A 25526-nucleotide genomic window follows, 5' to 3' on the forward strand; every position below is an offset into this window, starting at 1 on the left:
CAAGGCGGGGTGTGGCAGGAGAGAAGGGCGACATGCCGAGCGGGGACAACTGGCAGAACGACGTGCTGCGCGACCTGAGGGGCGGCCCGCCTCAGCAGCGTGCCGTGCAAGAGCGCGGACAGACACCACAGGCGACCCAGGAAGCGCAGGACGGCGCGGCCGGTCAGTACCCCCAGGGGCAGGGGCAAGGACCGACACCGGCCTACGGCTACCCGCAGCAGTACCAGCAGCCCGTCCCCTCGGACCAGCAATACGCGCAACAGCCGATGTACGCCGAGCAGTACGCCGCTCAACAGCAGGGCTACCCGCAGCAGGGCCGGCAGCCGTACCCCGACCAGGCTTATGCCCACCAAGCCCATGCGCAGCAGCAGGCCTACGCCGAACAGCAGGCCTACGCCGAGCAGTACGCCGCCCAGCAGCAGGCCTCCGGCCAGACGCAGACGCAGTCCGCTCAGCAGAACCCGAACCACAACCACAACCAGCCGCAGCAGTACGCGGAGCCTGCCCCCGCCCCGCGCGCCCGCACTTCACGCTCCGCCCCCGACAGCCGCCCGGTCGTCGAGAAGAAGCTCCTCGGCGCGGACAAGGGGCCCCGGCGCGGAGAGCCGTTCGCCGCCCGCGCCCTGCGTGCCGTACGCCGTATCATCGCGTCCTCGGCGTCCCGTGAGGTCGCCGAGACCACCGCCACCGCCGAGACACTGCAGCAGCCGGTCACCACCGGGCGGCAGATCGCGGTGACCTCCATCCGCGGTGGCTCGGGCAAGACGACGGTCGCCGCGCTGCTCACAGCTACCTACGCCCACTACCGCCAGGATCCGGTCCTCGCCATCGAGGCTGATCCCGCGCTCGGCTCGCTGCCCCTGAGGCTCGGCGCGGAGAGCCTGCGCTGGACCACCGGCGATCTCGCCGATGTCGTCGAGCCCCAGATGACGCTCCTCGACATCACCGGATACTTGGTGCAACTCCCCGAGAACGCCTGGCTGTTGCCCGGCAGTCAGGGGCAGGTCGGGGCCATGCTCGACACCAAGGGGTACGAGCGGATCATGGTGGCGATGCGCCGCTACTTCGGCGTGACCGTGGCCGACTGCGAGACGCTGCCCGCCGAGGTCGCCCGCACTGCCCTGTCCGCCGCCCAGGCCCGCATCCTGACCATGCCCGCGACACTCGAGGGAATCGCGAGCACGCACGCGGTCCTGGAATGGATGCGCGGCCTGCCCCGGGACATCACCACTTCCACCGTCGTCGTGCTCACCGAGACCGTGCCGCACACCGGAATCGACCTGGAGAAGGCTGCCGAGCAGCTGAAGGCGACCGGGGCGAGCGTACGGATCCTGCCCTACGACCGGCATCTGGCCGCCGGCGGCACCATCCGCACCGAGCTGCTCGCGCGAGACACCCGGGAGGCCGCCGCCCGCCTGGCAGCGGAGGCTTTCCAGCTCTCCCACAGGCGCCGCTGAAGTCTCCCGCGCACGAAGGGAACCCGAGGACTCAGAGGACAAGGCAACAACGATGAGCACCCGACTGATCCACCGGCCGGCCCGCACCACACGGCCCCCGGCCGCCCCCGAAGCGCGCACCATCGAGGCGCCACCCAACCTGCCGGACGGCAAATCCGGCTCGATAGCGACCGCGCTGCTGCCCGTCGCGGGTGTGATGTCCTCCGTCGTGATGATGACGGTCGTGCGCAACAGCCAGTTCGCGGGGCTGGGCGCGATCATCCTCGTCGTCACCATCCTCGGCTCCCTCGTCATGGTCTTCTCCCAGCGAGGAAAGGCCCAGCGCACGCGCCGTACCCACCGCGAGGCCTACCTCTCCTACCTGGAGGACCTGCGAGAGGAGCTGTCGAAGGAGGAGCGGGAGCGGCGTGAGAACACCCAGGTGCTCAGCCCCCCGCCGGACGCGCTCTACGACATCGTGCGTGACCCGGCCCGGTTGTGGGAGCGGCGCCGAACGGACGCGGACTTCCTGCGGGTACGCGTCGGCACCGGCGAGATGCCGGTGCGCGATCTGAAGGTGGCCCCGCCGGGATCGTCCGTGCTCACCCCGCCCGACGAGTTCATGCTGAACGAGGCATCCGCCCTCGTCGCCCGCTTCGGGAACGGAACCGAACTCCCGCTCACCGTCCCGCTCGACCGCGTCGGCAGCATCACCGTCATCGGCCACCGCGAGGACACCCTCCGGGTCGCCCGCGCGCTGATCGCACAGGCCGCGGCGACCCACGCGCCCGACGACGTGGCCATGGCGCTGGCCGTACCCGGCGACCGGATCGGCGACTGGGAATGGGTCAAGTGGTTGCCGCATCTGCTCGAAAGCGAGCAATTCGACGGCCCCGTCGCCGCTCGCCGGATCGCGCCCTCCCTGCCGCAGCTGGCCCGGCAGATCGGCACCGAACTGCGCCGCCGTGCCTCGTACGCGGCCGAGGTGCGCCGTGGCCTGTCCGACAAGGACGCCCTGGCCATGACCTCCCGGCTGCTCGTCGTGGCCGACGCGCACGGCGGCGACGCCGTGGACCTGCCGCGACCCGACGACGCGGTGGGCCTGCGCGATATGAGCGTCACCGTGCTGCACCTGCTCGACCAGCGCGTGCAGGAGCCCGGCAGCGTCGGTGTCCGCATCACGGTCGACGGCGAGCGCGTCGTCATCGAGGACCTGCGCGCGAAGGAGCCCATCAGCGCGCACGGGACGGTCGACGAGATCGGCGTCCCCTTCGCCGAGGGACTGGCCCGGATGCTCGCCCCGCTCCGCCTGTCCGCGGAGTCGATGGCCGACGCACCGCTCTCCGGCCCTGTCGACTTCGCCGAACTGCTCGGTATCGACGACGTCGCCGGACTCGACCTGAGCCGCCTGTGGGCCCCGCGCGGTGAACGGGCCTTCCTGCGGGTGCCGATCGGCGTGAGCGACGCCAAGGAACCGGTGCTCCTCGACCTGAAGGAATCCTCCGAACTCGGTATGGGACCGCACGGCCTGTGCGTCGGCGCCACGGGCTCCGGCAAGTCCGAGCTGTTGCGCACGCTGGTCCTGGCCCTGGTCGCCACCCACCCGCCGGAGGACCTGGCCATGGTCCTCGTCGACTACAAGGGCGGCGCCACCTTCGCTCCGTTCGCGAACCTGCCGCACGTCTCCGGCGTCATCACCAACCTGGAGAACCAGGCCGGCTTGGTCGAACGCGTCCACGCCTCCCTCGCGGGCGAGGTCAAGCGCCGTCAGCAGGTGCTCAAGGACGCGGGCAACGTCGCCGACATCGGCCACTACGCCGCGCTGCGCGCCGAGAGGCGTCCCGACCTGGAGCCGCTGCCCCACCTCTTCGTCGTGATCGACGAGTTCGGCGAACTCCTCACCGCCAAACCGGACTTCATCGACCTGTTCCTGTCCATCGGCCGTATCGGCCGGTCCATCGGCGTGCACCTGCTGCTCTCCAGCCAGCGCATCGAGGCGGGCAAGCTGAAGGGGCTGGAGACCTACCTGTCGTACCGGCTGGGCCTGCGCACCTTCTCCCCGGACGAATCGCGCACCGTCCTGGACACCATGGACGCCTTCCACCTGCCCCCGCTGCCCGGCTTCGGCTACCTCAAGGTCGACACCAGCCACTACGAGCGGTTCAAGGCCGGCTATGTCTCCGGCGCCTACCGAGGCCCCGTCCGGCGGGAGACCGAGGACACCGGGCCACTCGTCCTGGAGTACGAGGCCTACAACACGCTCGGCCGGGAGGACAGCGCCTCCCCCGAGGAGCCGCAGATGCGGCGCCGGGAGACCGGCCCCACGGAGATGGGGGTGATGATCGACCAGCTGGAGCGCTCCGGTGCCCGCTCGGTCCGCCAGATCTGGCTTCCGCCGCTGCCCGCCGCGGTCCCGCTCGACAAGGTCGCCGGTGCCGTCGAGGTGGGTCCGCGCGGCATGCAGTTCGCCCAGCGCCGCGGCCCGCTCCAGGTGCCCCTGGGCGTCCTCGACGACCCGACCAAGCAGTGGCAGGGCCAGTGGTACCTGGACCTGACGCTCGCCGGCGGCCATGCCGCGATCATCGGCGGTCCCCAGTCCGGCAAGACCACCCTGCTGCGCACACTCGCGCTCTCCCTGGCCATGACCCACACACCTCAGGAGGTGGGCGTCTACGGCCTCGACCTGGTCGGCGGCGGCCTGCAGGCCCTGTCCGGGCTGCCGCACGTCGGCGGGATTGCGGGCCGCGCGGACCGGGAGCGCGCCGCCCGCACCATCGACTCGGTGCGCGCCATGCTCGACCAGCGCGAGGAACTGTTCCGGATGCACGGCATCGACTCGCTGGAGCAACTGCGCCCCCTGCGGGCCGCGGGCCGGCTGCCCGAACTGGCCAGCACCGAGATCGTGCTGCTCATCGACGGGTTCGGCGCGCTGCGCGACGACTTCGAGGACCTCGACGACCCGGTCGTGGACATCCTCAAGCGGGGCAGCGGCTACGGCATCCACGTCGTCGCCGGCATGCTGCGCTGGAACGACGTGCGTATCGCCACCCAGTCCCAGTTCGGCACTCGAGTGGAACTGCGCCTGAACGACCCGGGCGAGTCCAGTATCGACCGCAAGCTCGGCGAGACCCTCTCACCCGAAGAGAAGGGGCGTGTCCTCCTCGACCGCAAGCTCTTCGCCCAGGTCGCCCTGCCCCGCACCGACGGCCTCGCCGACACCGCCGACCTCGGCGCGGTCCTGGAGACCACCGCCCGCACGATCCGGGCCACCTGGACCGGCGAGGTCGCCCAGCCCGTTCGCGTGCTGCCGCACGTCCTGGAGGCGCGCCAGCTGCCCGGCCCCGCCGCCGAACCGCGCCGCGTCCCGATCGGCCTGGACCAGACGAAGCTTGCCCCCGTCCTGCTCGACCTCTTCCACCGCGACCAGCACCTGCTGATCATGGGCGACAGCGAGTGCGGCAAGACCAACCTGCTCAAGGTGATCGCCCGGAGCCTGATCGAGCGCTACGGCGACCACGAACTGGTCTTCGGCGTCTTCGACCCGCGCCGTGGCCTGCGCGGCGTCATCCCGGAGGAGTACCGGGGCGGTTACGCCTACAACACCAAGCTGTGCGCCGGCCTCGCCGCCGGCATCGCCGCCGAACTGGAGAAGCGGCTACCCGACGAATCCGCCGACGGCGCCGACCTGGAACCGGGCAGCTTCTCCGGCCCGCGGATCGTGATCCTCGTCGACGACTACGACGTCCTCACCACCGCAGGGCAGCAGCCGCTGGCGCCCTTCGTGCCGTACATTCCGTCGGCCGTCGACATCGGACTGCACTTCGTCCTCACCCGCCGGGTCGCGGGGGCCTCCCGGGGCATGTACGAGCCGTTGCTGCAGGGTCTGCACGAGTCCGGCGCCTCGGCGCTGGTGATGGCGGGGGACCGCAGCGAGGGGCAGCTCTTCTCCGGCGTGTACGCCAGTCACCAGCCGCCCGGCCGCGGCGTGCTGGTCCGCAGGGGCGAACCGAGTCGGCTCATCCAGACCGTCTACGAGGGGACGAGGTAAACGCGTGACGAAGGATGTCATCGCCCTCACGAAGAAGATGCCCGACCCGCTCAGTGTCCTCGCGGGCCTGCTCTCCGGCGGCCCCGATCTGCTGGTGGGTACCGAGGGCGAAGGGGCTGTGGTGCAGCTCTGCGACCCACAGGGCCGGCCGCTCGTCTCCGTCGAGGCGCCGCTGCTCGTGCAGGTCAGGGGAGAGGCCGAGCGGCTGCTCGGGGCGCGCGAGCCCGAGGTGCCGTACTGGTGGACCGAGGCCCGTGCCACGACCGGGGTCAAGGAGGCCGAGGAGCTCGCCGGAACGTTCGCCGCCCGCATCGCCACGCTGGTCGGTGGCACGGCCTGGCCGCCGCAGACCGCGTGGTCGCTGGCCGTGGTCAAGACGGACGGGATGACGGTGGCGCCGGCTCCGGCCGCCGCCCAGCCCGCCGTGGACGTGCTCACCGACAAGGTCGCCGTCGTCATCCAGGACCGCCCCGTGGTCGCGATGACGGCCTGGCTGTCGGATGCCTTCCGGGCTGTCGCGAACGCAGGCCTAGGCCTGCAGATCGTCACCCCGGCGGGCACCCGCCTCTCCCCGGCGGTCCGGGGCAGCCTGCCGGGCTGGCCCTCCCGCTGGGTGGTGCAGGACGAGCGGGACGGCTACTACGACGGTCTGACCGGAGCGGTCCTGCGGTGGAGCAACGGCCTGTTCGTGACGGCCGATTCGCCGGAGGCCACCCCCGAGGATCCGCGTACGCCCATCGCCGCGTCCTTCCAGCAGGGCACCGGTGACACGGGTGAGCGCCAGCTGGCGATCTCCTTCCGCGCGGTCCACCCGGCCGACGACCGGCTCGTTCTCGGCGGTGCCGTGGAAGCCGTCTGGCAGGAGGTCACCGGTGAGCCTCCGGCCGGCTGGGGCACCGAGGAGCCCGCCAACCTCCCATGGTCCCTGCGGCAGTTGACCGATGTGGCCCATGAGCGAGCACCCGAGCCGACCTGGCTGGTGGTCGTCGGTACCCCGGAACGTCCCGGTCTCGCGACGGTTCGCGTCACCCGGACGCAGGCCGGTGTCGAAGAGGACGTCACGATGGTCTTCGGTTACGGACCGGGCGAGCAGGTCCCGACGGACGCCGTGGTCGCCGCTGCGGAGGCCCTGGCCACCCGGCACGATCTGCAGTCCATGCTGGTCCAGATCCGCCGGGCGCGCCGGGACCTGTCCGTCCCACCCCGCTTCGAAGGCCCCGGCGTGCCCTACGCCTTCGTCCTGGGCGCCGAGGAGGTCCGCGAGATGCCGGGCGACCGGGCCCGCCGCACCCCCCTTGCCCTGGCCCCGCGGGAGCTGGGCCCGAAAACGCGTCCTGCTCTGTACTACGCGTTTCCGGGCAACCCGTCCGACCTGTCGGGCTGGCAGGACTTCGAGCGCTTGATGAGACACCTGAAGGGCAGCTAGCTCCTCCGCCCCGCTATGTCGGCAAGCAGACGGCCCCGCACTCTCCGATGAGTGCGGGGCCGTCCGTACGTGGACAGGTGGGGTCAGCCCACGGCCACCTTCTCGCGCTCGCGCCGCTCGGCGCCCTGGCGCTCGCGGGCCAGCTCGGCCGCGTCCCGCTTGAAGGCCCACGCCATCTTCGGCTCCATCGCGAACCGGAACATGCGCTGCACCGGCTTGGTGCACAGCACCGTCACGACGGCGGCCGCGAGGACGGTCACGGCGATCTGCCCGGCCGGCTGGTGGAACCAGCTCGCCTCGAACCAGCCCTGGTAGTCGCCGGCCTTCACGAGGAAGCCGTGCAGCAGGTAGCCGTAGAGCGTGCCCGCGCCGAGCGCGGTGAACCACATGTGGCGACGCGGCACCCAGGCGAAGAAGCAGGCGGTCAGCACCAGGGAGCAGCCGAACATCGCGAGCACCATCACCGGGCCGGCCCACCACGGCGCGCCCAGCTCCTGCGCGGCGTCACGGTGGTAGAACCACGCGGTATTCATGCGCGGCACGGCCCACCAGCTGAAGGCCAGGGCGGCGGCGAACACCGGCACCGAGGCGATCCGTACCGAACGGCGGCGCACCATGTGGAAGTGTGCGGGCTTCATCACCAGGCCCAGCACGAAGAACGGCAGGAACTGCAGGACGCGCTGGAGGTCCAGGTCGTCACCGATCTCCGGGGTGACGGTGGCCAGCATCGCGAGGCCGAGCGCGAGCGGCAGCGGCCAGCGCACCATGTTCCAGATGGGGGTGGTCAGCCGCCAGATGAACAGCGCGACCAGGAACCAGGTCAGGTACCACGGGTCGAGGAGGCTGATGTCCTGGCCCGGGTCGTCGTCGATCCACCGCTTGAAGAGCGGGTAGGCCGTCTCGAAGATGATGTACGGCACGGCCACGCCGGTGATCAGGCGCTTGAGCCGGTCGGGCCGCATGTCGAAACTGCGCGAGAAGTAGCCGGAGATGAGGATGAACGCCGGCATGTGGAACGCGTAGACGACCTGGTACGCGGCCTCGAGTATCCGGCTGTCGCCCTTGAGCGGCTCCCAGGCGTGCCCCATGGCCACCAGCACGATCGCGAGGTACTTCGCGTTGTCGAAGAACGCGTCGCGCTGCTTGCCGTTCTGCTTCTTCTGGGGGCTCTGCGGCGAGCGCGGGCTCGGCACTCCGCCGGCCGGCGACTGTGCCGGGGGAAGTGGCGCCTTGCGGTCGCCGTTCGGTCGCAGCGAGTTCGTCACAGACCCTCCCACCAGGAACTCGGGGAGACGATCCGGGACCTCGCTGCGCTTGCGGGGGACGAGGCAGCGTGGAACATCTGAGGCACCCTAGCCTTCCCTGCGGCTATTCGTAAAACGCCGGACGTGATTCCTGGCTATTCGCTGTGGGTACCCCGGATTTCAGGTAGTTGACGTCACTGTCGGCGTGATGACCAACACATCTTCGATACCGGGTTGCGTCCGTCACAGGTGCCCTGCTTGTCGGGATACTTCCGGACTAAGCAGTGCATAAGACCAGCAGGCGACTCCAGTGGAATGTCCGCTTCCAGCGCTCTTCGGGAGCCTCTCCACAGGGTTGTTGAGGAGCCTTGGGCAATAATTCGAATTAGCTGCGAACGCGTTGTGTGGAGACGGAAACGATCCGGACGAATTCCCTGTGCGGGTGGCACTTCGAATTGCCGTACGAGTCACCGCCGTCGGGTCCCCTCCCGCACGCGACGTACACGGGCCCGGACGACACCGGGGCGGTCGATGCGTCACCGGCCGCATAGCCCGGCCTCGTTGGTGGCACGATGGTTCTGGCGGGGTGCGCGCAGTGGCGCCCCCGGCCGGTAGAGCGGACCGACCGAGGGTGTGATCAGTTGTGGCCATTTCACTGTCTGTGGTGCTGCTGTTGGCGATCATCCTTGTGGTGTTGCTGAGAGGGGGATCCATCAAGGCAGGCCCCGCGATCGTGGCGATCCTCTTCGGCTTCTTCCTCGCCTCGACCGGCATGGCCCCGTCCATCCAACGCTTCCTCAACTCGATAGCGGAGACGGTCAACTCCATCAGCTTCTGAACGGCCCGGAAACGCCCCTCCTGGGCCGGTGCCACGGGCCCGAGGGGGATGCGGATACCCTCCTCCCGACGGGGCAGTGCGTGACGGGGGGAACGTACGGGGATGGCGTTGCGCGATTCTGACCCGGCGGAGGTGGGCGGCTACCGCATCGAGGACCGCCTCGGCTCCGGCGGCATGGGTGTGGTCTACCTGGCCCGCTCGGCCTCCGGCCGTCGCCTCGCCGTCAAGGTGGTGCACGGCCAGTACGCCGACGACGACGAGTTCCGCGCCCGTTTCCGCCGCGAGGTGTCCGCGGCCCGACAGGTCAGCGGTGCCTTCACGGCCCCCGTCGTGGACGCCGACGCCGACGCGTCGCGCCCCTGGATGGCCACGCTCTACATACCGGGCGCGGACCTCGGCACCCACGTCCGCGAGCACGGCCCGCTCTCCGCACCCCGCCTGCGGGAACTCGCCGCCGGCCTCGCCGAGGCGCTGCGCGACATCCACCGCGCCGGAGTCGTCCACCGCGATCTGAAGCCGGCCAACGTGATGCTCGCCGAGGACGGCCCCCGCGTCATCGACTTCGGCATCTCCCGCGCCGCCGAGTTCGCCGCCGCCGACGTCCTCACCCAGACCGGGCGTGTCATGGGCACCCCGCCCTTCATGTCCCCGGAGCAGTTCTCCTCCCCGCAGGACGTCGGCCCGGCCGCCGACGTCTTCTCCCTCGGCTCGGTCCTCGCCTACGCCGCCACCCGCCGCGGCCCCTTCGACAGCCCGAGCCCCTACGAGACGGCCGTCCGGGTCGTCGAGGGCGAACCGGCCCTCGCCGGCGTACCGGACGAACTGCTCCCCTTCGTACGCCTCTGCCTGGAGAAGCACCCCAAGTCCCGCGTGAGTGCCGACGAACTCCTGACCCTGCTGCGCGACGGGGGCCCGGCCGCCCCGCCCCCGGCCGCCGACGAGCCGAGGACCGTTCCTCCCCGGCGTGTCCCCGCGGCCACGTCACCGCGCGACACCCCGCTCGCCGACCCGCCCCCCGAGCCCACCGGGCCGCGCGGCGCACGCAGACGCCGCTACCTCCTCACCGCGGCAGCCGGGGCGGCCGTGGCCGCCGTACTGGCCGCCACCACCGTGGTCCTCACCGTCGCCCTCTCCCGCGACAGCGATCCCGGCCCCTCGGCAGCGGCCCGCAGCGACCTCCCCGACGGCTGGAAGCCCTGGGCCACCGCCGCGAAGGCCCCCAAGGGCAGCGAGCGCATCCTGGGCGGCACCGGCAGCGCTCTCGCGGGCTGCGCGGCCGTCGACACCTCTCTCGTATGCGCCGGCTCCGGCCTCATGGCGACCCGCTTCGATCTCGCCGACGGCCGCACCACCTGGGACCGGCCCGTCGACCCCACACCCGACGGCTCCTCCAGCAGCAGCGAGGGCGCGCTCATCGGCACCACCGACGCTCACGTCTACGCCTACGAGGCCGAGGAGGGGGAGACGGCGGCCGGCCCCCGGTTCAGCTACACGGTGTACGCCCTGGCCGCCGACACCGGCAAGGAGCTCTGGCGGACCCGTACGGGCACCGGCGAGTCGGCGTCCGTCCCCGACAGCACGCAGGACGCCGCCACGGCCGTCCCCGAGGGCGTCGTCACCTTCTACGGCTCCCAGGGCGACCAGTACGCCCTGCTCGACGCCGAGACCGGCGACGTCCGCTGGAAACAACCGAAGCCGCACGCCCCCGACGCCCCGGCCGACTGCCTGCTGCGCTCGGCGGCCGACCACGCCTACCTCCTCTGCGTGATCGGCCTGTCGGAACGAGGAGCCTCCCGGACCACCGTTTCCCAGATCGACGCGGCCACCGGAAAGGCCGACTGGACCGTCGAGGCCAAGGGCGCCCAGTACCTGCTCGGCCGGCACGACGGACGCCTCGTACTCGCGGACACCTTCTCCACGGACCGCGGCCTGACAATGATCGACGTCTCCTCGCGCGTGGTCACCGTGCGACGGCTCGCACAGCCCCGGCCTGAGGACGCGCAGGCGTACCTGGTCCGCGGCACGGTCTACTTCACGCGCGAAAGCGGCGGCGTCCGCGCGGTCTCGCCGCGCACCGGCCGGACGCTGTGGGAATCCAACTCCACCGTGGAGCAGCAGGGGCCGCCGACCGCCTCCGCCACCCACGTGTACGTCGCGTCCCCCAGCGGCCGTCTGGCCGCCCTGGACGCGAGCACCGGCGAGGTCGAGGCCACCCGGGACGGCCGCGACGACGGCGGCAGAACCGACAGCATGCTCGTCACCACGGGCGCACCGCTCGTCCTGGTCGGCGACGCCCTGTACGTCCCGTACGGCGTCCGCTCCGTGTACACGGTGGACGTACGCGACCTGTCAACTACCCGTCGCTAAAGCATCGCTCAAGCGACGGGTTTGCTGCTCGGGTTCACCGATGGCTTCGGTGGTCCCGGCTGCGTCCAGCTCTCACACTCGTTGGTGTCGCCGGTCAGGCGATGAGGGTGAGGGCAGGGGCCTGTGACTGGGCCCCGCGGACCCACGCGTACCAGCCGCGGTGGCTGATGTTGTGGGACGAGTTGCGGTCGGCGTGCTCAGCGAAGCCGCAGGACCGGCAGATGAATACGGCTTGGGAGGGCCGGTTGGCTTTCTCGATGTGGTGACAGCGGGAGCATTCCCGGCTGGTGTACGCCGGATCTACGTACACCACCGGGAGCCCGGCGCGTTTCGCCTTGTAGGCGATGAACGCGGCGAGCTGGTGAAACGACCAGGAGTGAAGCGTGACGCGCTGGGGCTTTCTCAGCCGTGCCCGTTCGCGGATGCCCGTCAGGTCTTCCAGGGCGATTCCGCGACCGGTGCGTTGAGCCTCCGCCCGCGCTGCTCGTGCTGCCAGGACAGCATCCGGTCGTCATAGGGCTGCGCGGCGTCCGCGCGGAAGGTGACCGGCTTGCCAGCCGCCTTCTCGTACAGCGTGGAGCCGGGCTTTCCGCAGTTTCCGTTACGGAGGTTGGCACGCAGCGTGGTGTAGGCGTCGCAGGTCTTCTTGATCGCGTGCTGGGCGGCCTGCGCACCCAGATTCCACCGGGCCTTGATCTGCTGGTAGGTGTGCTTGCGCAGGGCCAGAGGTTTAGCCGCCTTCTCCTCGAAGGCCACGTGGGCGGCCCAGGTAGCGGCCTCGTTGCAGGCATGCAGGTTCGCCTCAAGTGCCGCCGCCTGCACGGGCGTCGGCAGGAGTCTGATCCGCACCACCAGCTTCATGACCACGAACGTATACACCCGTACGAGCAGCCACTATGCGTTCCCCTCGCCTCACCCGAACGAGCTACCAGCCCCGTCCCACGGCCACAGCGCCAAGCACGGCCCGGCCCGCCCCCAAGTCACCTGGCCGCTGCGCGGCCCTGTCGCCTCCGGCCCGATTCCGAGGTGCTCCGCACCGCCACCACCAGTTGCGGTTCCTCCCGGGGGTGAACTGAAGACCCGGGGTTCCTGGATCTTCGAATTCAGTGGGGGTGCGCCCGTCGACTCCGCCGAGTGGTTGCGCAGCGTGAGCGCAGGTGTTGGTTCTCTCGGTTCCTGAAGCAAGATCCAAAGCTGAAGGGGTACGTAGGGGACACGACGGACTGAACACAGCCCCAAGAAACGATCAGGGCCAGGCGGAGGAATGATCCTCTGACCTGGCCCTGATTCGTATGGAGCGGGCGACGGGAATCGAACCCGCGTAGCTAGTTTGGAAGACTAGGGCTCTACCATTGAGCTACGCCCGCACGGTGCGCGCCGCAGGTCGGGTGACCTCGGCACGCAAGCATCGTAGCGGGTTGTGGCCCCTCGTCGCACACCGCATTCGCATCCGGACCTTCCCGGCGCCGACGCAGCGGAAATGCGGCGGCCGTACGGCCTTGCGCCATGTACCCTACGTGTCGCACCAGACGGGGTGTGGCGCAGCTTGGTAGCGCGTCCGCTTTGGGAGCGGAAGGCCGTGGGTTCAAATCCCGCCACCCCGACCAGTCATCCGGTCATCTCGAGTCACATGAGTGATCGTCTCCCGGTCACTCACGTGATCGTCTTTTGGGCGGTGTAGTCGCTGCCGTTACTATGCAAGCTGCCGTCCGTGTGTCTCAGCGTCTGCAGTCCTCCGGACGGCGAAATCCGCCGGGCCGCTCTGGCCCCGGCAGAACCCAAGAAGTCAGCCACAAGGAGACCGAACCGTGAAGAGCGCCGTGGAGACCCTGAACCCGACTCGGGTTCGGCTCACTGTCGAGGTGCCCTTCGAGGAGCTCAAGGACAGCCTCGACGCGGCGTACAAGAAGATCAACCAGCAGGTCACGGTGAAGGGCTTCCGTAAGGGCAAGGTCCCGGCCCGCGTCATCGACCAGCGGTTCGGCCGTGGTGCGGTGCTGGAGGAGGCCGTCAACGACGCGCTGCCGAAGTTCTACACCGACGCGGTCAACGAGGCCGAGCTGAACCCGCTGGGCCAGCCCGAGGTCGACATCACGGAGCTGAAGGACGGCGAGACGCTGAACTTCACCGCCGAGGTCGACATCCGCCCCTCGATCGAGATCCCGGACTACTCGGGCATCGAGGTCGAGGTCGACGCGGTCGAGGTCACCGAGGAGGACGTCGACAAGGCGGTCGAGGAGCTGCGCGAGCGCTTCGCCTCCACCGCCCCGGTCGAGCGTGCCGCCGAGGACGGCGACGTCGTGACGATCGACCTGGAGGCCAAGGTCGAGGGCGAGATCCTCGAGGACGGCGTCGCGGACGGCGTCTCCTACACCATCGGCTCCGGCGAGCTGCTGGACGGCATCGACGACGCCGTGAAGGGCGTGGAGGCCGGTGGCGAGGCCACCTTCACCTCCGAGCTCAAGGGCGGCTCGGCGGCCGGCAAGGAGGCCGAGGTCACCGTCAAGGTCACCCAGGTCGCCAAGCGTGAACTGCCCGAGCTGGACGACGAGTTCGCACAGCTCGCCTCCGAGTTCGACACCATCGAGGAGCTGCGGGCGGACAGCCGTAAGCGCCTGGAGAACATGAAGCAGTACGACCAGGCCACGCAGGCTCAGGAGCGCGTCCTGGAGAAGCTGCTCGAGCTGGTCGAGGTACCGGTCCCCGACAAGCTGCTCGAGGACGAGGTCAACACCCGCAAGCACAACCTCGAGCACCACCAGCTCGGCCAGATGGGTCTCGACCTCGAGAAGTACCTCGAGATCCAGGGCAAGACGGTCGAGGAGTTCGACGCCGAGACCAAGGAAGCCGCGGTCAAGGGCATCAAGACGCAGTTCGTGCTCGACGAGCTCGTCAAGCAGGAGAAGCTGAACGTCAGCCAGGAGGAGCTCACCGAGCACCTCATGCGGCGCGCCGCCTCCTCCGGCATGTCCCCCGACCAGTTCGCCCAGGCCGTCGTCGAGGGCGGCCAGGTTCCGCTCCTGGTCGGCGAGGTCGCCCGCGGCAAGGCCCTGGCCGTCGTGGTCGAGAAGGCCGCGGTCAAGGACACCAACGGCGAGGTCGTCGACCTGGACGACGAGGACGAGGAGACGGAGGCCGCTGAGGCCCCCGAGACCGAGGCCGCCGAGTCCGCCGAGGAGAAGACCGAGGGCTGAGCCCCCGGCACCGACTAGGTCGTAGGAAGGCCCTGGGGTACGAACCCCAGGGCCTTCTTGCCGCCCGCGGGGGCAGCCCACCTCAGGGGCGCGGGGCTGTATCGATGTGCGGCTCCGCCGCGTGGGCGCGACAAGCCCCCACGGGCCCGCGGCCGCCCACAAGAAGGTCCACCCGCGGCGAGACCGTACGGCCCCCGGCGGGGCCCGTCGCGCTACGCCCCCGGCGAACACTCCCGTCTCCGGGATTCCCCGAAGGGACCCGCGCGTTAGGGTCCATGAATACGAGGGCAGTGGAGTCTGCGAACGGCTCCAGCCCCGCAGGGAAACGTGAGACGGCCCGGCGCCGTCGTAAGACGAGCAGGTGGATACGTGACGAATCTGATGCCTTCAGCCGCCGGCGAGCCTTCCATCGGTGGTGGCCTCGGTGACCAGGTCTACAACCGGCTGCTCAACGAGCGGATCATCTTCCTCGGCCAGCCGGTCGACGACGACATCGCGAACAAGATCACCGCACAGCTGCTGCTCCTTGCCGCGGATCCCGACAAGGACATCTACCTCTACATCAACAGCCCCGGCGGTTCGATCACGGCCGGCATGGCGATCTACGACACGATGCAGTTCATCAAGAACGACGTGGTGACGATCGCCATGGGGCTCGCGGCCTCGATGGGACAGTTCCTGCTCAGCGCGGGCACCCCCGGCAAGCGCTTCGCGCTGCCGAACGCCGAGATCCTGATCCACCAGCCCTCCGCCGGCCTGGCCGGCTCGGCCTCCGACATCAAGATCCACGCCGAGCGGCTGCTGCACACCAAGAAGCGCATGGCCGAGCTCACGTCCCAGCACACGGGGCAGTCGGTCGAGCAGATCACCCGCGACTCGGACCGCGACCGCTGGTTCGACGCCTTCGAGGCCAAGGAGTACGGCCTCATCGACGACGTCATCCCCACGGCCGCAGGTATGCCGGGCGGCGGCGGCACCGGGGCCTGAGAGGTCCCCACGGGGCCTGTGGCGCCCCGTGAGGCCCCCGGAGCCCTCCCGGGCCCCAGCGACCCCAGACAGCCCCAGCCGACCGCCTCAGCCCTTTTCAGGAGACACCGTGAACCAGTTCCCCGGCAGCGGGATCTACGACCGTATGGACGCCGTGCAGGACATGAGCGGCTCGCAGGGCCGCTACACCGGCCCGCAGGCCGAGTCCCGCTACATCATTCCGCGCTTCGTCGAGCGCACTTCCCAGGGCATCCGCGAGTACGACCCGTACGCGAAGCTCTTCGAGGAGCGCGTGATCTTCCTCGGCGTCCAGATCGACGACGCCTCCGCCAACGACGTCATGGCGCAGCTGCTGTGCCTGGAGTCGATGGACCCCGACCGTGACATCTCGGTGTACATCAACAGCCCCGGCGGCTCCTTCACGGCGCTCACCGCGATCTACGACACGATGCAGTACGTGAAGCCGGACATCCAGACGGTCTGCATGGGCCAGGCCGCCTCCGCCGCCGCCGTCCTGCTGGCCGCCGGCACGCCGGGCAAGCGAATGGCCCTGCCGAACGCGCGCGTGCTGATCCACCAGCCGTACAGCGAGACCGGCCGCGGCCAGGTGTCCGACCTGGAGATCGCCGCGAACGAGATCCTCCGGATGCGGTCGCAGCTAGAGGAGATGCTGGCCAAGCACTCCACCACGCCGGTCGAGAAGATCCGCGAGGACATCGAGCGCGACAAGATCCTCACGGCCGAGGACGCGCTGAGCTACGGCTTGATCGACCAGGTCATCAGCACCCGGAAGATGGACAACTCGAGCCTGCGCTGAGGCGAGAGGCTGTATCGTCTGCCGCCCCTTGGCACGGTTTGGCACGGTCCACGTCAAAGTGAACCGCGCCAAGGGGGGCCCGGACGAGGGGCCCGGCAAGGTACCGTCGGACATAAGGCAGCACCAGGAGCCGTTGGACTCGACGTCCAGTCGTCTCCCAGGCGAAGGGGAAGCACACCGTGGCACGCATCGGTGACGGCGGCGATCTGCTCAAGTGCTCGTTCTGCGGCAAGAGCCAGAAGCAGGTCAAGAAGCTCATCGCAGGGCCCGGTGTGTACATCTGCGACGAGTGCATCGACCTCTGCAACGAGATCATCGAGGAAGAGCTGGCGGAGACCAGCGAGGTCCGCTGGGAGGAACTCCCGAAGCCCCGCGAGATCTACGAGTTCCTCGAGGGGTACGTGGTCGGCCAGGAGGCCGCCAAGAAGGCCCTGTCCGTAGCGGTGTACAACCACTACAAGCGCGTCCAGGCCGGTGAGAACGGCGGGGCGAACGGCCGTGACGACGCCATCGAGTTGGCGAAGTCCAACATCCTCCTCCTCGGCCCCACCGGCTCCGGGAAGACCCTCCTCGCGCAGACCCTCGCGCGCATGCTGAACGTCCCCTTCGCGATCGCCGACGCCACGGCGCTCACGGAGGCGGGCTACGTCGGCGAGGACGTCGAGAACATTCTCCTCAAGCTGATCCAGGCCGCCGACTACGACGTCAAGAAGGCCGAGACCGGGATCATCTACATCGATGAGATCGACAAGGTCGCGAGGAAGAGTGAAAACCCGTCGATCACGCGCGACGTGAGCGGCGAGGGCGTCCAGCAGGCCCTGCTGAAGATCCTGGAGGGCACCACGGCCTCGGTCCCGCCGCAGGGCGGCCGTAAGCACCCCCACCAGGAGTTCATCCAGATCGACACGACGAACGTGCTGTTCATCGTGGGCGGTGCCTTCGCCGGACTGGAGAAGATCATCGAGTCCCGGGCGGGTGCCAAGGGCATCGGCTTCGGCGCGCAGATCCGCTCCAAGCGCGAGATGGAGTCCAAGGACCAGTTCCAGGAGGTCATGCCGGAGGACCTGGTCAAGTTCGGCATGATCCCCGAGTTCATCGGCCGTCTGCCGGTCATCACCTCGGTCCACAACCTCGACCGCGAGGCCCTGCTGCAGATCCTCATCGAGCCGCGCAACGCACTCGTCAAGCAGTACGAGCGTCTCTTCGAACTGGACGGCGTGGAGCTGGACTTCGAGCGCGAGGCCCTCGAGGCCATCGCCGACCAGGCGATCCTCCGCCAGACCGGCGCGCGTGGCCTGCGGGCCATCATGGAGGAGGTCCTCCAGGGCGTGATGTACGAGGTCCCGTCCCGCAAGGACGTGGCCCGGGTCGTCATCACGGCGGACGTCGTCCAGTCGAACGTCAACCCGACGCTGATTCCGCGGGATGCGCGGGGGCGGGGGCCGGGGGAGCAGAAGACGGCCTAGTCATCACCGACTGCACGCGAAGGCGCCCGGCACACTTGCCGGGCGCCTTTGTCGTTGCGGGTGTCAGGCCGCGACGCGGATTTCCGGGCGGAGCTTGGTGGTGATGTCGATCGCGACGTCCTTGGAGATGCTCCCGCTGACCTCACCCGGCGACACCATGGCGACCGTGCTGTAGTCGGCCCAGGCACAGAACCAGTCGGTCTTCTCCTTCTTGGTCGCCAGGTTCCGGCCCTTGGCCGCCTGGCACTTCATGACCGCGCCGTCGAGCTCCGCCTCCTCGGGCTCGCCGATCAGCTCGGTCTTGCTGCCGCTGCTGCCGGAGGAGCCCTCTTCCGCCGACTTCTTGAAGTTGGCGAAGAACAAGTCAAGCGCCGCCTCGGGGTCGGAGACCTCGCCGTAGACGCCGAGGAACGTGACGCCCTTGGCCGTTGCCATCTGGGCGGCGGAGGACGGGTCGTCGGGGTCGTACTTGCTCAAGTCCGCCGTGGAGTAGGCGCCCACCACGGACTTGCCGTTCTTGACGCCGCTCTTCTCCAGCTCCTTGGTCGTGTCGTCGCCGACGGTCTGCCCGTCCTTCGTGGTGCGCTTGTACTCGCTGAGCACCTTCGCCGGAGTGGCCAGCTTGTGCGGCCCGTCGTCCTCCAGGCCGCCGCCGGCCCCGCCGATCACGAAGTACGCGCCCACGCCGATGGCCGCCACCACGGCCACCGCGCCGAGGATGATGCCCGTCTTCTTCTTGCCGCCGCCCGGCGCCGGGGGCTGCGGGACGCCGTAGGGGGCCTGGCCGTAGGGCGGCTGCGGCTGCTGGCCGTACGGGGGCTGCTGGCCGTAGGGGCCGGGCTGCTGGGGCGGGACGCCCTGCGGGGCCTGCTGCGGGTAGCCGTAGCCGGGCTGGGGCGGAGGGGCCTGCTGGGGGTAGCCGTAGCCGGGCTGGGGCGCCTGCGGCGGCTGGCCGTACGGACCGGGCTGGCCGTACGGTCCGGGCTGCTGGGGCTGCCCGCCGTACGGGCCCGGCTGGTTGTAGCTCATGTTCTGGGTTCCCCTCCAGATGCTTATGTGTTCCAGACATCCTGGCGCAGACCCGTCGTGTGCATGGCATCGGGGCCCCCACCGTTACAAAGCAAACGCGTTTCGGGACAGGGGAGTGACACCTCTAAACTGACCCCCGTGACCGAGAACGCTCAGCAGCAGCCACCAGCGCCCAGCACCGACCTGCCGACCCAGTACGCGCCGGCCGACGTAGAGGGGCCGCTGTACGAGCGCTGGGTAGAGCGGGGCTACTTCGAGGCGGACGAGAAGAGCGACAAGCCGCCGTACACCGTCGTCATCCCGCCGCCGAACGTCACGGGCAGCCTGCACCTCGGGCACGCCTTCGAGCACACCCTCATCGACGCGCTGACGCGTCGTAAGCGCATGCAGGGCTTCGAGACGCTCTGGCAGCCCGGCATGGACCACGCCGGTATCGCCACGCAGAACGTCGTCGAGCGCGAGCTCGCGAAGGAGGGCAAGTCCCGGCACGACCTGGGCCGTGAGGCCTTCGTCGAGCGGGTCTGGCAGTGGAAGGGCGAGTCCGGCGGCCAGATCAGCGGCCAGATGCGCCGCCTCGGCGACGCCGTCGCCTGGTCCCGTGAGCGCTTCACCATGGACGAGGGCCTGTCCCAGGCCGTCCAGACCATCTTCAAGCGGCTCTACGACGACGAACTCATCTACCGCGCCGAGCGCATCATCAACTGGTGCCCCCGGTGTCTGACGGCCATCTCGGACATCGAGGTGGAGTACCAGGACGACGACGGCGAGCTCGTCTCCATGAAGTACGGCGACGGGGACGACACCATCGTCGTCGCCACCACCCGCGCCGAGACCATGCTCGGTGACACGGCAGTCGCCGTTCACCCCGAGGACGAGCGGTACAGGCACCTGATCGGCAAGCTGGTCAAGCTGCCGCTGACGGACCGCTCCATCCCGGTCGTCGCCGACGAGCACGTCGACCCGGAGTTCGGCACGGGCGCCGTCAAGGTGACCCCGGCGCACGACCCGAACGACTTCGAGATCGGCCAGCGCCACGACCTCCCGGCCTTGACGATCATGGACGAGCACGCGGTCATCACGGCGCACGGCCCCTTCCAGGGCCTGGACCGCCTGGAGGCCCGCTCGGCCATCGTCGCCGCGCTGCGCGCCGAGGGCCGGATCGTCGCCGAGAAGCGGCCGTACGTCCACTCGGTCGGCCACTGCTCGCGCTGCAAGACCACCATCGAGCCGCGCCTGTCCATGCAGTGGTGGGTCAAGGTCGGTCCGCTCGCGAAGGCCGCCGGTGACGCCGTCCGCGACGGGCGCGTCAAGATCCATCCGCAGGAGATGGAGAAGCGCTACTTCGACTGGGTCGACAACCTCCACGACTGGTGCATCTCGCGGCAGTTGTGGTGGGGCCACCGCATCCCGGTCTGGTACGGGCCGAACGGCGAAGTCGTCTGCGTCGGCCCCGACGAGGAGCCGCCCGGGACCGAGGCCGAGGGCTGGCGTCAGGACACCGACGTCCTCGACACCTGGTTCTCCTCCGGCCTGTGGCCGTTCTCCACGCTCGGCTGGCCCGAACAGACCGAGTCGCTCGCGAAGTTCTACCCGAACTCCGTCCTGGTCACCGGCTACGACATCCTCTTCTTCTGGGTCGCCCGGATGATGATGTTCGGCCTCTACGCGATGGACGGCACCCCGCCGTTCCACACCATCGCCCTGCACGGCATGGTCCGCGACCAGTTCGGCAAGAAGATGTCGAAGTCCTTCGGCAACGCGGTCAACCCGCTGGACTGGATGGACAAGTACGGCAGCGACGCCCTGCGCTTCACCCTGGCCCGCGGTGCCAACCCCGGCGTCGACGTCCCGATCGGCGAGGACTGGGTCCAGGGCTCCCGCAACTTCGCCAACAAGATCTGGAACGCGACGCGCTTCGCGATGATGAACGGCGCGACGGTGGACGGCCCGCTGCCGGACCCGGCGAAGATGTCGTCGACCGACCGCTGGATCCTGTCCCGGCTCAACACGGTCGTCGCCGAAGTCGACGCGTTCTACGAGGACTACCAGTTCGCGAAGCTGTCCGACGCCCTGTTCCACTTCGCGTGGGACGAGGTCTTCGACTGGTACGTCGAGCTGTCCAAGACGACGTTCCAGGCGGGCGGCGAGGCGGCCGAGGTCAGCAAGCGGGTCCTCGGTGAGGTCCTCGACGTCACGCTGAAGCTGCTGCACCCGGTGGTTCCCTTCGTCACCGAGACCCTGTGGACCACCCTCACCGGCGGCGAGTCGGTCGTCATCGCCGACTGGCCGAAGGACAGCGGCTTCCGGGACAACGACGCCGAGCGCGAGATCGAGAGCCTCCAGTCGGTCATCACCGAGGTCCGCCGCTTCCGCGCCGACCAGGGTCTCCAGCCCGGCCAGCGGGTTCCGGCCCGGCTGTCCCTGGACGGCACGCCGTTCGCGACCCACGAGGCGGCCATCCGCCAGCTGCTCCGGCTCCAGCCGGAGGGCGACGCCTTCACGGCGACGGCGACCCTCCCGGTCGCCGGCGCCGAGGTCGCCCTCGACCTCTCCGGCACGATCGATGTCGCGGCGGAGCGGAAGCGGCTGGCGAAGGACCTCGCGGCGGCTGAGAAGGAGAAGGCGCAGGCGACGGGGAAGCTCGGCAACGAGGCGTTCCTGGCGAAGGCCCCCGACCACGTCGTGGAGAAGATCCGCACGCGCCTCGCCAAGGCCGAGGAGGACATCGCGCGGATCCAGGCGCAGCTGGAGCGGCTGCCGCAGGGTTAAGGGTTCGTAGGTTCGTCAAGGCCCCGGTGCTGGTCGGCGCCGGGGCCTTGACGCAGTTCAGGGGCGCGGGGAACTGCGCGAGCAACCCCCACGGACCCGCGGTCGCCCATGGGCGCAAGCCACCGCAAGCAATGTCAGTCGGTCTCCGTAGACTGGGCCCCGTGAGCGAGCTCCCTCCAGACCACAGCGACGACCAGCCCGACCCCCTCGACAACTTCGACGAGATCATCGCGGAGGAGACCACCCGCGACCCCGACCTCGCGGTCATCGAAGCCGGCAGCCGAACCCTCCGCACCCAGGGCGGCCCGCCCGAGGCCGACATCCCGACCCGGCCCGCCGACCCCGAGGTGGACAAGGCCCTGCGCGAGGTCGAGGCGGAGCTCGCCACGCGCTGGGGCGAGACCAAGCTGGAGCCCTCCGTCAGCCGGATCGCCGCGCTGATGGACGTGCTGGGGGACCCGCAGCGGTCGTACCCGTCGATCCACATCACGGGGACGAACGGCAAGACCTCCACCGCCCGCATGATCGAGGCCCTGCTCGGCGCCTTCGAGCTGCGCACCGGCCGCTACACCTCGCCGCACGTGCAGTCGATCACGGAGCGCATCAGCCTCGACGGCGCCCCCATCTCCGCCGAGCGGTTCATCGAGACGTACCAGGACATCAAGCCGTACATCGAGATGGTCGACGCGCAGCAGGAGTACCGGCTGTCCTTCTTCGAGGTGCTCACCGGCATGGCCTACGCGGCCTTCGCCGACGCGCCCGCGGACGTGGCCGTCGTCGAGGTCGGCATGGGCGGCTCCTGGGACGCCACGAACGTGATCGACGGTGACGTCGCCGTCGTCACGCCCATAGACCTCGACCACACCGACCGGCTCGGCTCCACGCATGCCGAGATCGCCACGGAGAAGGCCGGCATCGTCAAGCAGGGCGCGACCGTCATCCTGGCGCAGCAGCCGGTCGAGGCGGCGCAGGTGCTGCTGAAGAAGGCCGTCGAGGTGGACGCGACCGTGGCCCGGGAGGGTCTGGAGTTCGGCGTCGTCGACCGGCAGGTGGCCGTCGGCGGGCAGCTGGTGACGCTGCGTGGCCTCGGCGGTGAGTACCCGGAGGTGTACCTGCCGCTGCACGGCGCGCACCAGGCGCACAACGCGGCCGTCGCGCTCGCCGCCGTCGAGGCGTTCTTCGGGGTCGGCGCGCAGCGGGCCGAGGCGCTGGATCTGGACGCGGTCCGCAAGGCGTTCGCCGCCGTGGCCTCGCCGGGGCGGCTGGAGGTCGTACGGCGGTCGCCGACCGTGGTGCTCGACGCCGCCCACAACCCGGCCGGTGCCCGGGCGGCGGCCGAGGCGGTCGGGGAGGCCTTCCAGTTCAGCCGCCTCATCGGGGTCGTCGGCGCGAGCGGCGAGAAGAACGTACGGGGGCTGTTGGAGGCCTTCGAGCCGGTGTTCGCCGAGGTCGTCATCACGCAGAACTCCAGCCACCGCGCGATGGACGCCGACGAGCTGGCCGGTATCGCCGTCGAGGTGTTCGGCGACGACCGCGTGCAGGTCGAGCCGCGGCTGCCCGACGCGCTGGAGGCCGCGATCACGCTCGCCGAGGAAGAGGGCGAGTTCGCGGGCGGCGGTGTGCTCGTCACCGGTTCCGTCATCACCGTCGGCGAGGCCCGACTGCTTTTGGGGAAGGGCTGAGACTTGTGCGTACGCTCTGTTCTTCGACCCTGATCGGCGAGTTCTTCGTCATCGGCTTCGCCGGTCTGGTCGCCATGAAGGACCCCGATCTGTCCATGGCGACGGTGTGGACGGTCAGCGGTGTCGCGATGTTCCTGTGCCTGGTGCTGTGCGGACTGGTGACGCGCCCCGGCGGGGTCGTGCTCGGCTGGGCGCTGCAGCTCGCGCTCATCGCGTCGGGCTTCGTCGTGCCGACCATGTTCTTCCTGGGCGCGATCTTCGCGGCCCTGTGGTGGGCATCCGTGCACTACGGGCGGAAGGTGGACGAGGCGAAGGCGAGGTTCGCGGCCCAGGCGAGCTCCTCCACACCTGACGCTGCGTAACAGGCGCCCCGACACGCCGGGTAATCTCGTCTTTCCGTAAAACCTTGACGCATAAGGAGCCCGTCGTGACCCAGCGCACCCTCGTCCTGCTCAAGCCCGACGCCGTCCGGCGTGGCCTGACCGGCGAGATCATCGGCCGCATCGAGCGCAAGGCGGGCTGGCGGATCACCGCGCTGGAACTGCGCACCCTGGACCAGGACACGCTGGAGCAGCACTACGGCGAGCACAAGGGTAAGCCCTTCTACGAGCCGCTGGTGGAGTTCATGGCCTCCGGCCCGGTCGTGGCGCTGATCGTCGAGGGCGAGCGTGTCATCGAGGGACTGCGCGCTCTGGCCGGCCCGACCGACCCGATCGCCGCGGCCCCCGGCTCCATCCGCGGCGACTACGGCGTCATCGTCCGCGAGAACCTGATCCACGCCTCGGACTCGGAGGAGTCCGCCGAGCGTGAAGTGAAGATCTTCTTCCCGGGTCGCGCCTAAAACGCGAAGGGCGAGCAAAGTCCGGGAGCGGCGCTCCCGGACTTTCCTGGCATATACGTGCCGATCGAGGGAACGATCGCCCCCGAACGCCCGTCTCCACAAGCGAACCCGCACAGCATCTGCTGACATTGGCGGAGACCCTCCCGCAGTGTTCGCGAAGGCGCGTCTACGATGGAAGCCTTCACGTCACAGCACCCACCTTTGCCTACCTGAAAAGCCCTCAAAAGCTAGTGGGAAGGCCAGACGAATCCTGATGGGGAACTCAATGTCGTTCATCGGCCGTGACATGGCTGTCGACCTCGGGACCGCCAACACGCTGGTGTACGTCAGGGGTCGCGGGATCGTACTCAACGAACCGTCCGTCGTCGCGATCAACACCAACACCGGTGGCATCCTCGCGGTCGGGGCCGAAGCGAAGAAGATGATCGGGCGCACGCCCGGCAACATCGTTGCCGTACGTCCTTTGAAGGACGGTGTGATCGCCGACTTCGAGATCACCGAGCGGATGCTCCGCTACTTCATCCTGAAGATCCACAAGCGGAGGTATCTGGCTCGTCCGCGGGTCGTCGTCTGTGTGCCCTCGGGCATCACGGGCGTCGAGCGCCGCGCCGTCATCGAGGCGTCGTCCCAGGCCGGCGCCCGCCAGGTGCACATCATCGAGGAGCCCATGGCCGCGGCCATCGGCTCCGGCCTGCCGGTCCACGAGGCCACGGGCAACATGGTGGTCGACATCGGCGGCGGCACCACGGAAGTCGCGGTCATCTCCCTCGGCGGCATCGTCACCGCCCAGTCCATCCGCGTGGCGGGCGACGAACTGGACAACGCGATCATCCAGCACATCAAGAAGGAGTACTCCCTCCTGCTGGGTGAGCGGACGGCCGAGCAGATCAAGATCACGATCGGTTCGGCGTACGACCTCGACTCCGACGAGCACACCGAAATCCGCGGCCGGGACCTGGTGTCCGGGCTGCCGAAGACCGTCGTCATCTCCGCCGGCGAAGTCCGCAAGGCGATCGAGGAACCGGTCAACGCGATCGTCGACGCCGTCAAGACGACCCTCGACAAGTGTCCGCCGGAGCTGTCCGGCGACATCATGGACCGGGGAATCGTTCTGACCGGCGGCGGGGCGTTGCTGCGGGGCCTGGACGAGCGGCTGCGCCGGGAGACCGGCATGCCGATCCATATCGCCGAGGATCCGCTGGACAGCGTGGCTCTCGGTTCCGGTAAGTGCGTCGAGGAGTTCGAGGCGCTCCAGCAGGTGCTGGACGCCCAGCCGCGCAGATGACATAACTCTTCGATTCCGCCGTACGGGACGATCTCCTCTCGTGCGGCGGATCGTTGATATTGAGGCATAAGCTCCCACAAAGCAGCCCCTTGGGTTT

General features: G+C 69.4%; 18 protein-coding genes and 2 tRNA genes. 15 read left to right on the plus strand and 5 right to left on the minus strand.

Features of this window, described 5'->3' with window-relative positions; all coding sequences use genetic code 11:
- The first annotated feature begins 32 nt into the window (after nucleotides 1-32).
- From OG542_RS26770 to OG542_RS26780, 3 genes are read left to right on the plus strand one after another with little or no spacing between them, the layout of a single operon-like run.
- Complete coding sequence (locus OG542_RS26770) at nucleotides 33-1457, plus strand: AAA family ATPase (protein WP_328413991.1); 1425 nt, start codon at nucleotides 33-35, stop codon at nucleotides 1455-1457.
- A gap of 52 nt (nucleotides 1458-1509) precedes the next feature.
- Nucleotides 1510-5484, plus strand: a complete 3975-nt coding sequence (gene eccCa, locus OG542_RS26775) for a type VII secretion protein EccCa (RefSeq protein WP_328413993.1) — start codon at nucleotides 1510-1512, stop codon at nucleotides 5482-5484.
- Between the two features lie 4 nt (nucleotides 5485-5488).
- Nucleotides 5489-6910, plus strand: coding sequence for a DUF6177 family protein (locus tag OG542_RS26780; RefSeq protein ID WP_328413995.1), 1422 nt, complete (start codon nucleotides 5489-5491; stop codon nucleotides 6908-6910).
- Between the two features lie 83 nt (nucleotides 6911-6993).
- Here the strand turns inward: OG542_RS26780 and OG542_RS26785 are convergent, their stop codons facing one another.
- Nucleotides 6994-8175, minus strand: coding sequence for an acyltransferase family protein (locus OG542_RS26785; RefSeq protein ID WP_328413997.1), 1182 nt, complete (start codon nucleotides 8173-8175; stop codon nucleotides 6994-6996).
- Nucleotides 8176-8797: 622 nt separating this feature from the next.
- Here OG542_RS26785 and OG542_RS26790 point away from each other — a divergent pair.
- Complete coding sequence (locus OG542_RS26790; RefSeq protein ID WP_142163958.1) at nucleotides 8798-8992, plus strand: hypothetical protein; 195 nt, start codon at nucleotides 8798-8800, stop codon at nucleotides 8990-8992.
- A gap of 102 nt (nucleotides 8993-9094) precedes the next feature.
- Entirely contained in the window at nucleotides 9095-11359 is a 2265-nt protein-coding gene (locus OG542_RS26795) for a serine/threonine-protein kinase (protein ID WP_328414001.1), read from the plus strand.
- Nucleotides 11360-11453: 94 nt separating this feature from the next.
- Here OG542_RS26795 and OG542_RS26800 read toward each other — a convergent pair whose 3' ends face one another.
- The 3 genes from OG542_RS26800 to OG542_RS26810 all read right to left on the minus strand — a co-directional run bounded on the left by OG542_RS26800 (nucleotide 11454) and on the right by OG542_RS26810 (nucleotide 12726).
- Nucleotides 11454-11855, minus strand: coding sequence for a transposase (locus tag OG542_RS26800; RefSeq protein WP_328418120.1), 402 nt, complete (start codon nucleotides 11853-11855; stop codon nucleotides 11454-11456).
- On the minus strand, nucleotides 11789-12220 hold the full coding sequence (locus OG542_RS26805; RefSeq protein ID WP_328414003.1) for a hypothetical protein: 432 nt from the start codon (nucleotides 12218-12220) through the stop codon (nucleotides 11789-11791). Before OG542_RS26805 ends, OG542_RS26800 begins: the two co-directional genes overlap by 67 nt.
- Nucleotides 12221-12652: 432 nt before the next feature.
- Nucleotides 12653-12726, minus strand: a tRNA-Gly gene (locus OG542_RS26810).
- A gap of 163 nt (nucleotides 12727-12889) precedes the next feature.
- On the opposite strand from OG542_RS26810, the gene OG542_RS26815 reads away from it, so the two are divergent.
- From OG542_RS26815 to clpX, 5 genes are all read left to right on the plus strand, one after another.
- Nucleotides 12890-12966: transfer RNA gene (locus tag OG542_RS26815), tRNA-Pro, on the plus strand.
- Nucleotides 12967-13167: 201 nt separating this feature from the next.
- On the plus strand, nucleotides 13168-14553 hold the full coding sequence (gene tig / locus OG542_RS26820) for a trigger factor (protein WP_328414005.1): 1386 nt from the start codon (nucleotides 13168-13170) through the stop codon (nucleotides 14551-14553).
- 381 nt (nucleotides 14554-14934) lie between these two features.
- Nucleotides 14935-15540 carry an ATP-dependent Clp protease proteolytic subunit gene (locus tag OG542_RS26825; RefSeq protein WP_030818448.1) on the plus strand — a complete coding sequence of 202 codons (606 nt, stop codon included), beginning with the start codon at nucleotides 14935-14937 and terminating at the stop codon, nucleotides 15538-15540.
- Nucleotides 15541-15649: 109 nt separating this feature from the next.
- Nucleotides 15650-16357 carry an ATP-dependent Clp protease proteolytic subunit gene (locus tag OG542_RS26830; RefSeq protein WP_311125685.1) on the plus strand — a complete coding sequence of 236 codons (708 nt, stop codon included), beginning with the start codon at nucleotides 15650-15652 and terminating at the stop codon, nucleotides 16355-16357.
- A 179-nt stretch (nucleotides 16358-16536) separates the two neighbouring features.
- Nucleotides 16537-17823 (plus strand): ATP-dependent Clp protease ATP-binding subunit ClpX, encoded by a 1287-nt coding sequence (clpX, locus tag OG542_RS26835; protein WP_184592647.1) that lies wholly within the window; start codon nucleotides 16537-16539, stop codon nucleotides 17821-17823.
- A 63-nt stretch (nucleotides 17824-17886) separates the two neighbouring features.
- On the opposite strand, the gene OG542_RS26840 is transcribed toward clpX, so the two are convergent.
- The gene (locus OG542_RS26840; protein WP_328414008.1) at nucleotides 17887-18852 is read right to left on the minus strand and encodes a hypothetical protein; all 966 of its coding nucleotides are present in this window, start codon (nucleotides 18850-18852) and stop codon (nucleotides 17887-17889) included.
- Between the two features lie 138 nt (nucleotides 18853-18990).
- On the opposite strand from OG542_RS26840, the gene OG542_RS26845 reads away from it, so the two are divergent.
- The 5 genes from OG542_RS26845 (at nucleotide 18991) to OG542_RS26865 (ending at nucleotide 25429) form a co-directional block, all read left to right on the plus strand.
- Complete coding sequence (locus OG542_RS26845; RefSeq protein WP_328414010.1) at nucleotides 18991-21621, plus strand: valine--tRNA ligase; 2631 nt, start codon at nucleotides 18991-18993, stop codon at nucleotides 21619-21621.
- Between the two features lie 161 nt (nucleotides 21622-21782).
- On the plus strand, nucleotides 21783-23303 hold the full coding sequence (folC, locus tag OG542_RS26850; RefSeq protein WP_311125682.1) for a bifunctional tetrahydrofolate synthase/dihydrofolate synthase: 1521 nt from the start codon (nucleotides 21783-21785) through the stop codon (nucleotides 23301-23303).
- Between the two features lie 5 nt (nucleotides 23304-23308).
- Entirely contained in the window at nucleotides 23309-23665 is a 357-nt protein-coding gene (locus tag OG542_RS26855) for a DUF4233 domain-containing protein (RefSeq protein WP_193478054.1), read from the plus strand.
- Nucleotides 23666-23730: 65 nt separating this feature from the next.
- The gene (ndk, locus tag OG542_RS26860; protein ID WP_184592637.1) at nucleotides 23731-24144 is read left to right on the plus strand and encodes a nucleoside-diphosphate kinase; all 414 of its coding nucleotides are present in this window, start codon (nucleotides 23731-23733) and stop codon (nucleotides 24142-24144) included.
- Between the two features lie 265 nt (nucleotides 24145-24409).
- Nucleotides 24410-25429 carry a rod shape-determining protein gene (locus tag OG542_RS26865; protein ID WP_121888712.1) on the plus strand — a complete coding sequence of 340 codons (1020 nt, stop codon included), beginning with the start codon at nucleotides 24410-24412 and terminating at the stop codon, nucleotides 25427-25429.
- The last annotated feature ends 97 nt before the right edge of the window (nucleotides 25430-25526 follow it).

This window comes from Streptomyces violaceus, assembly GCF_036014075.1.
GTDB classification, from domain to species: Bacteria; Actinomycetota; Actinomycetes; order Streptomycetales; family Streptomycetaceae; genus Streptomyces; species Streptomyces violaceus.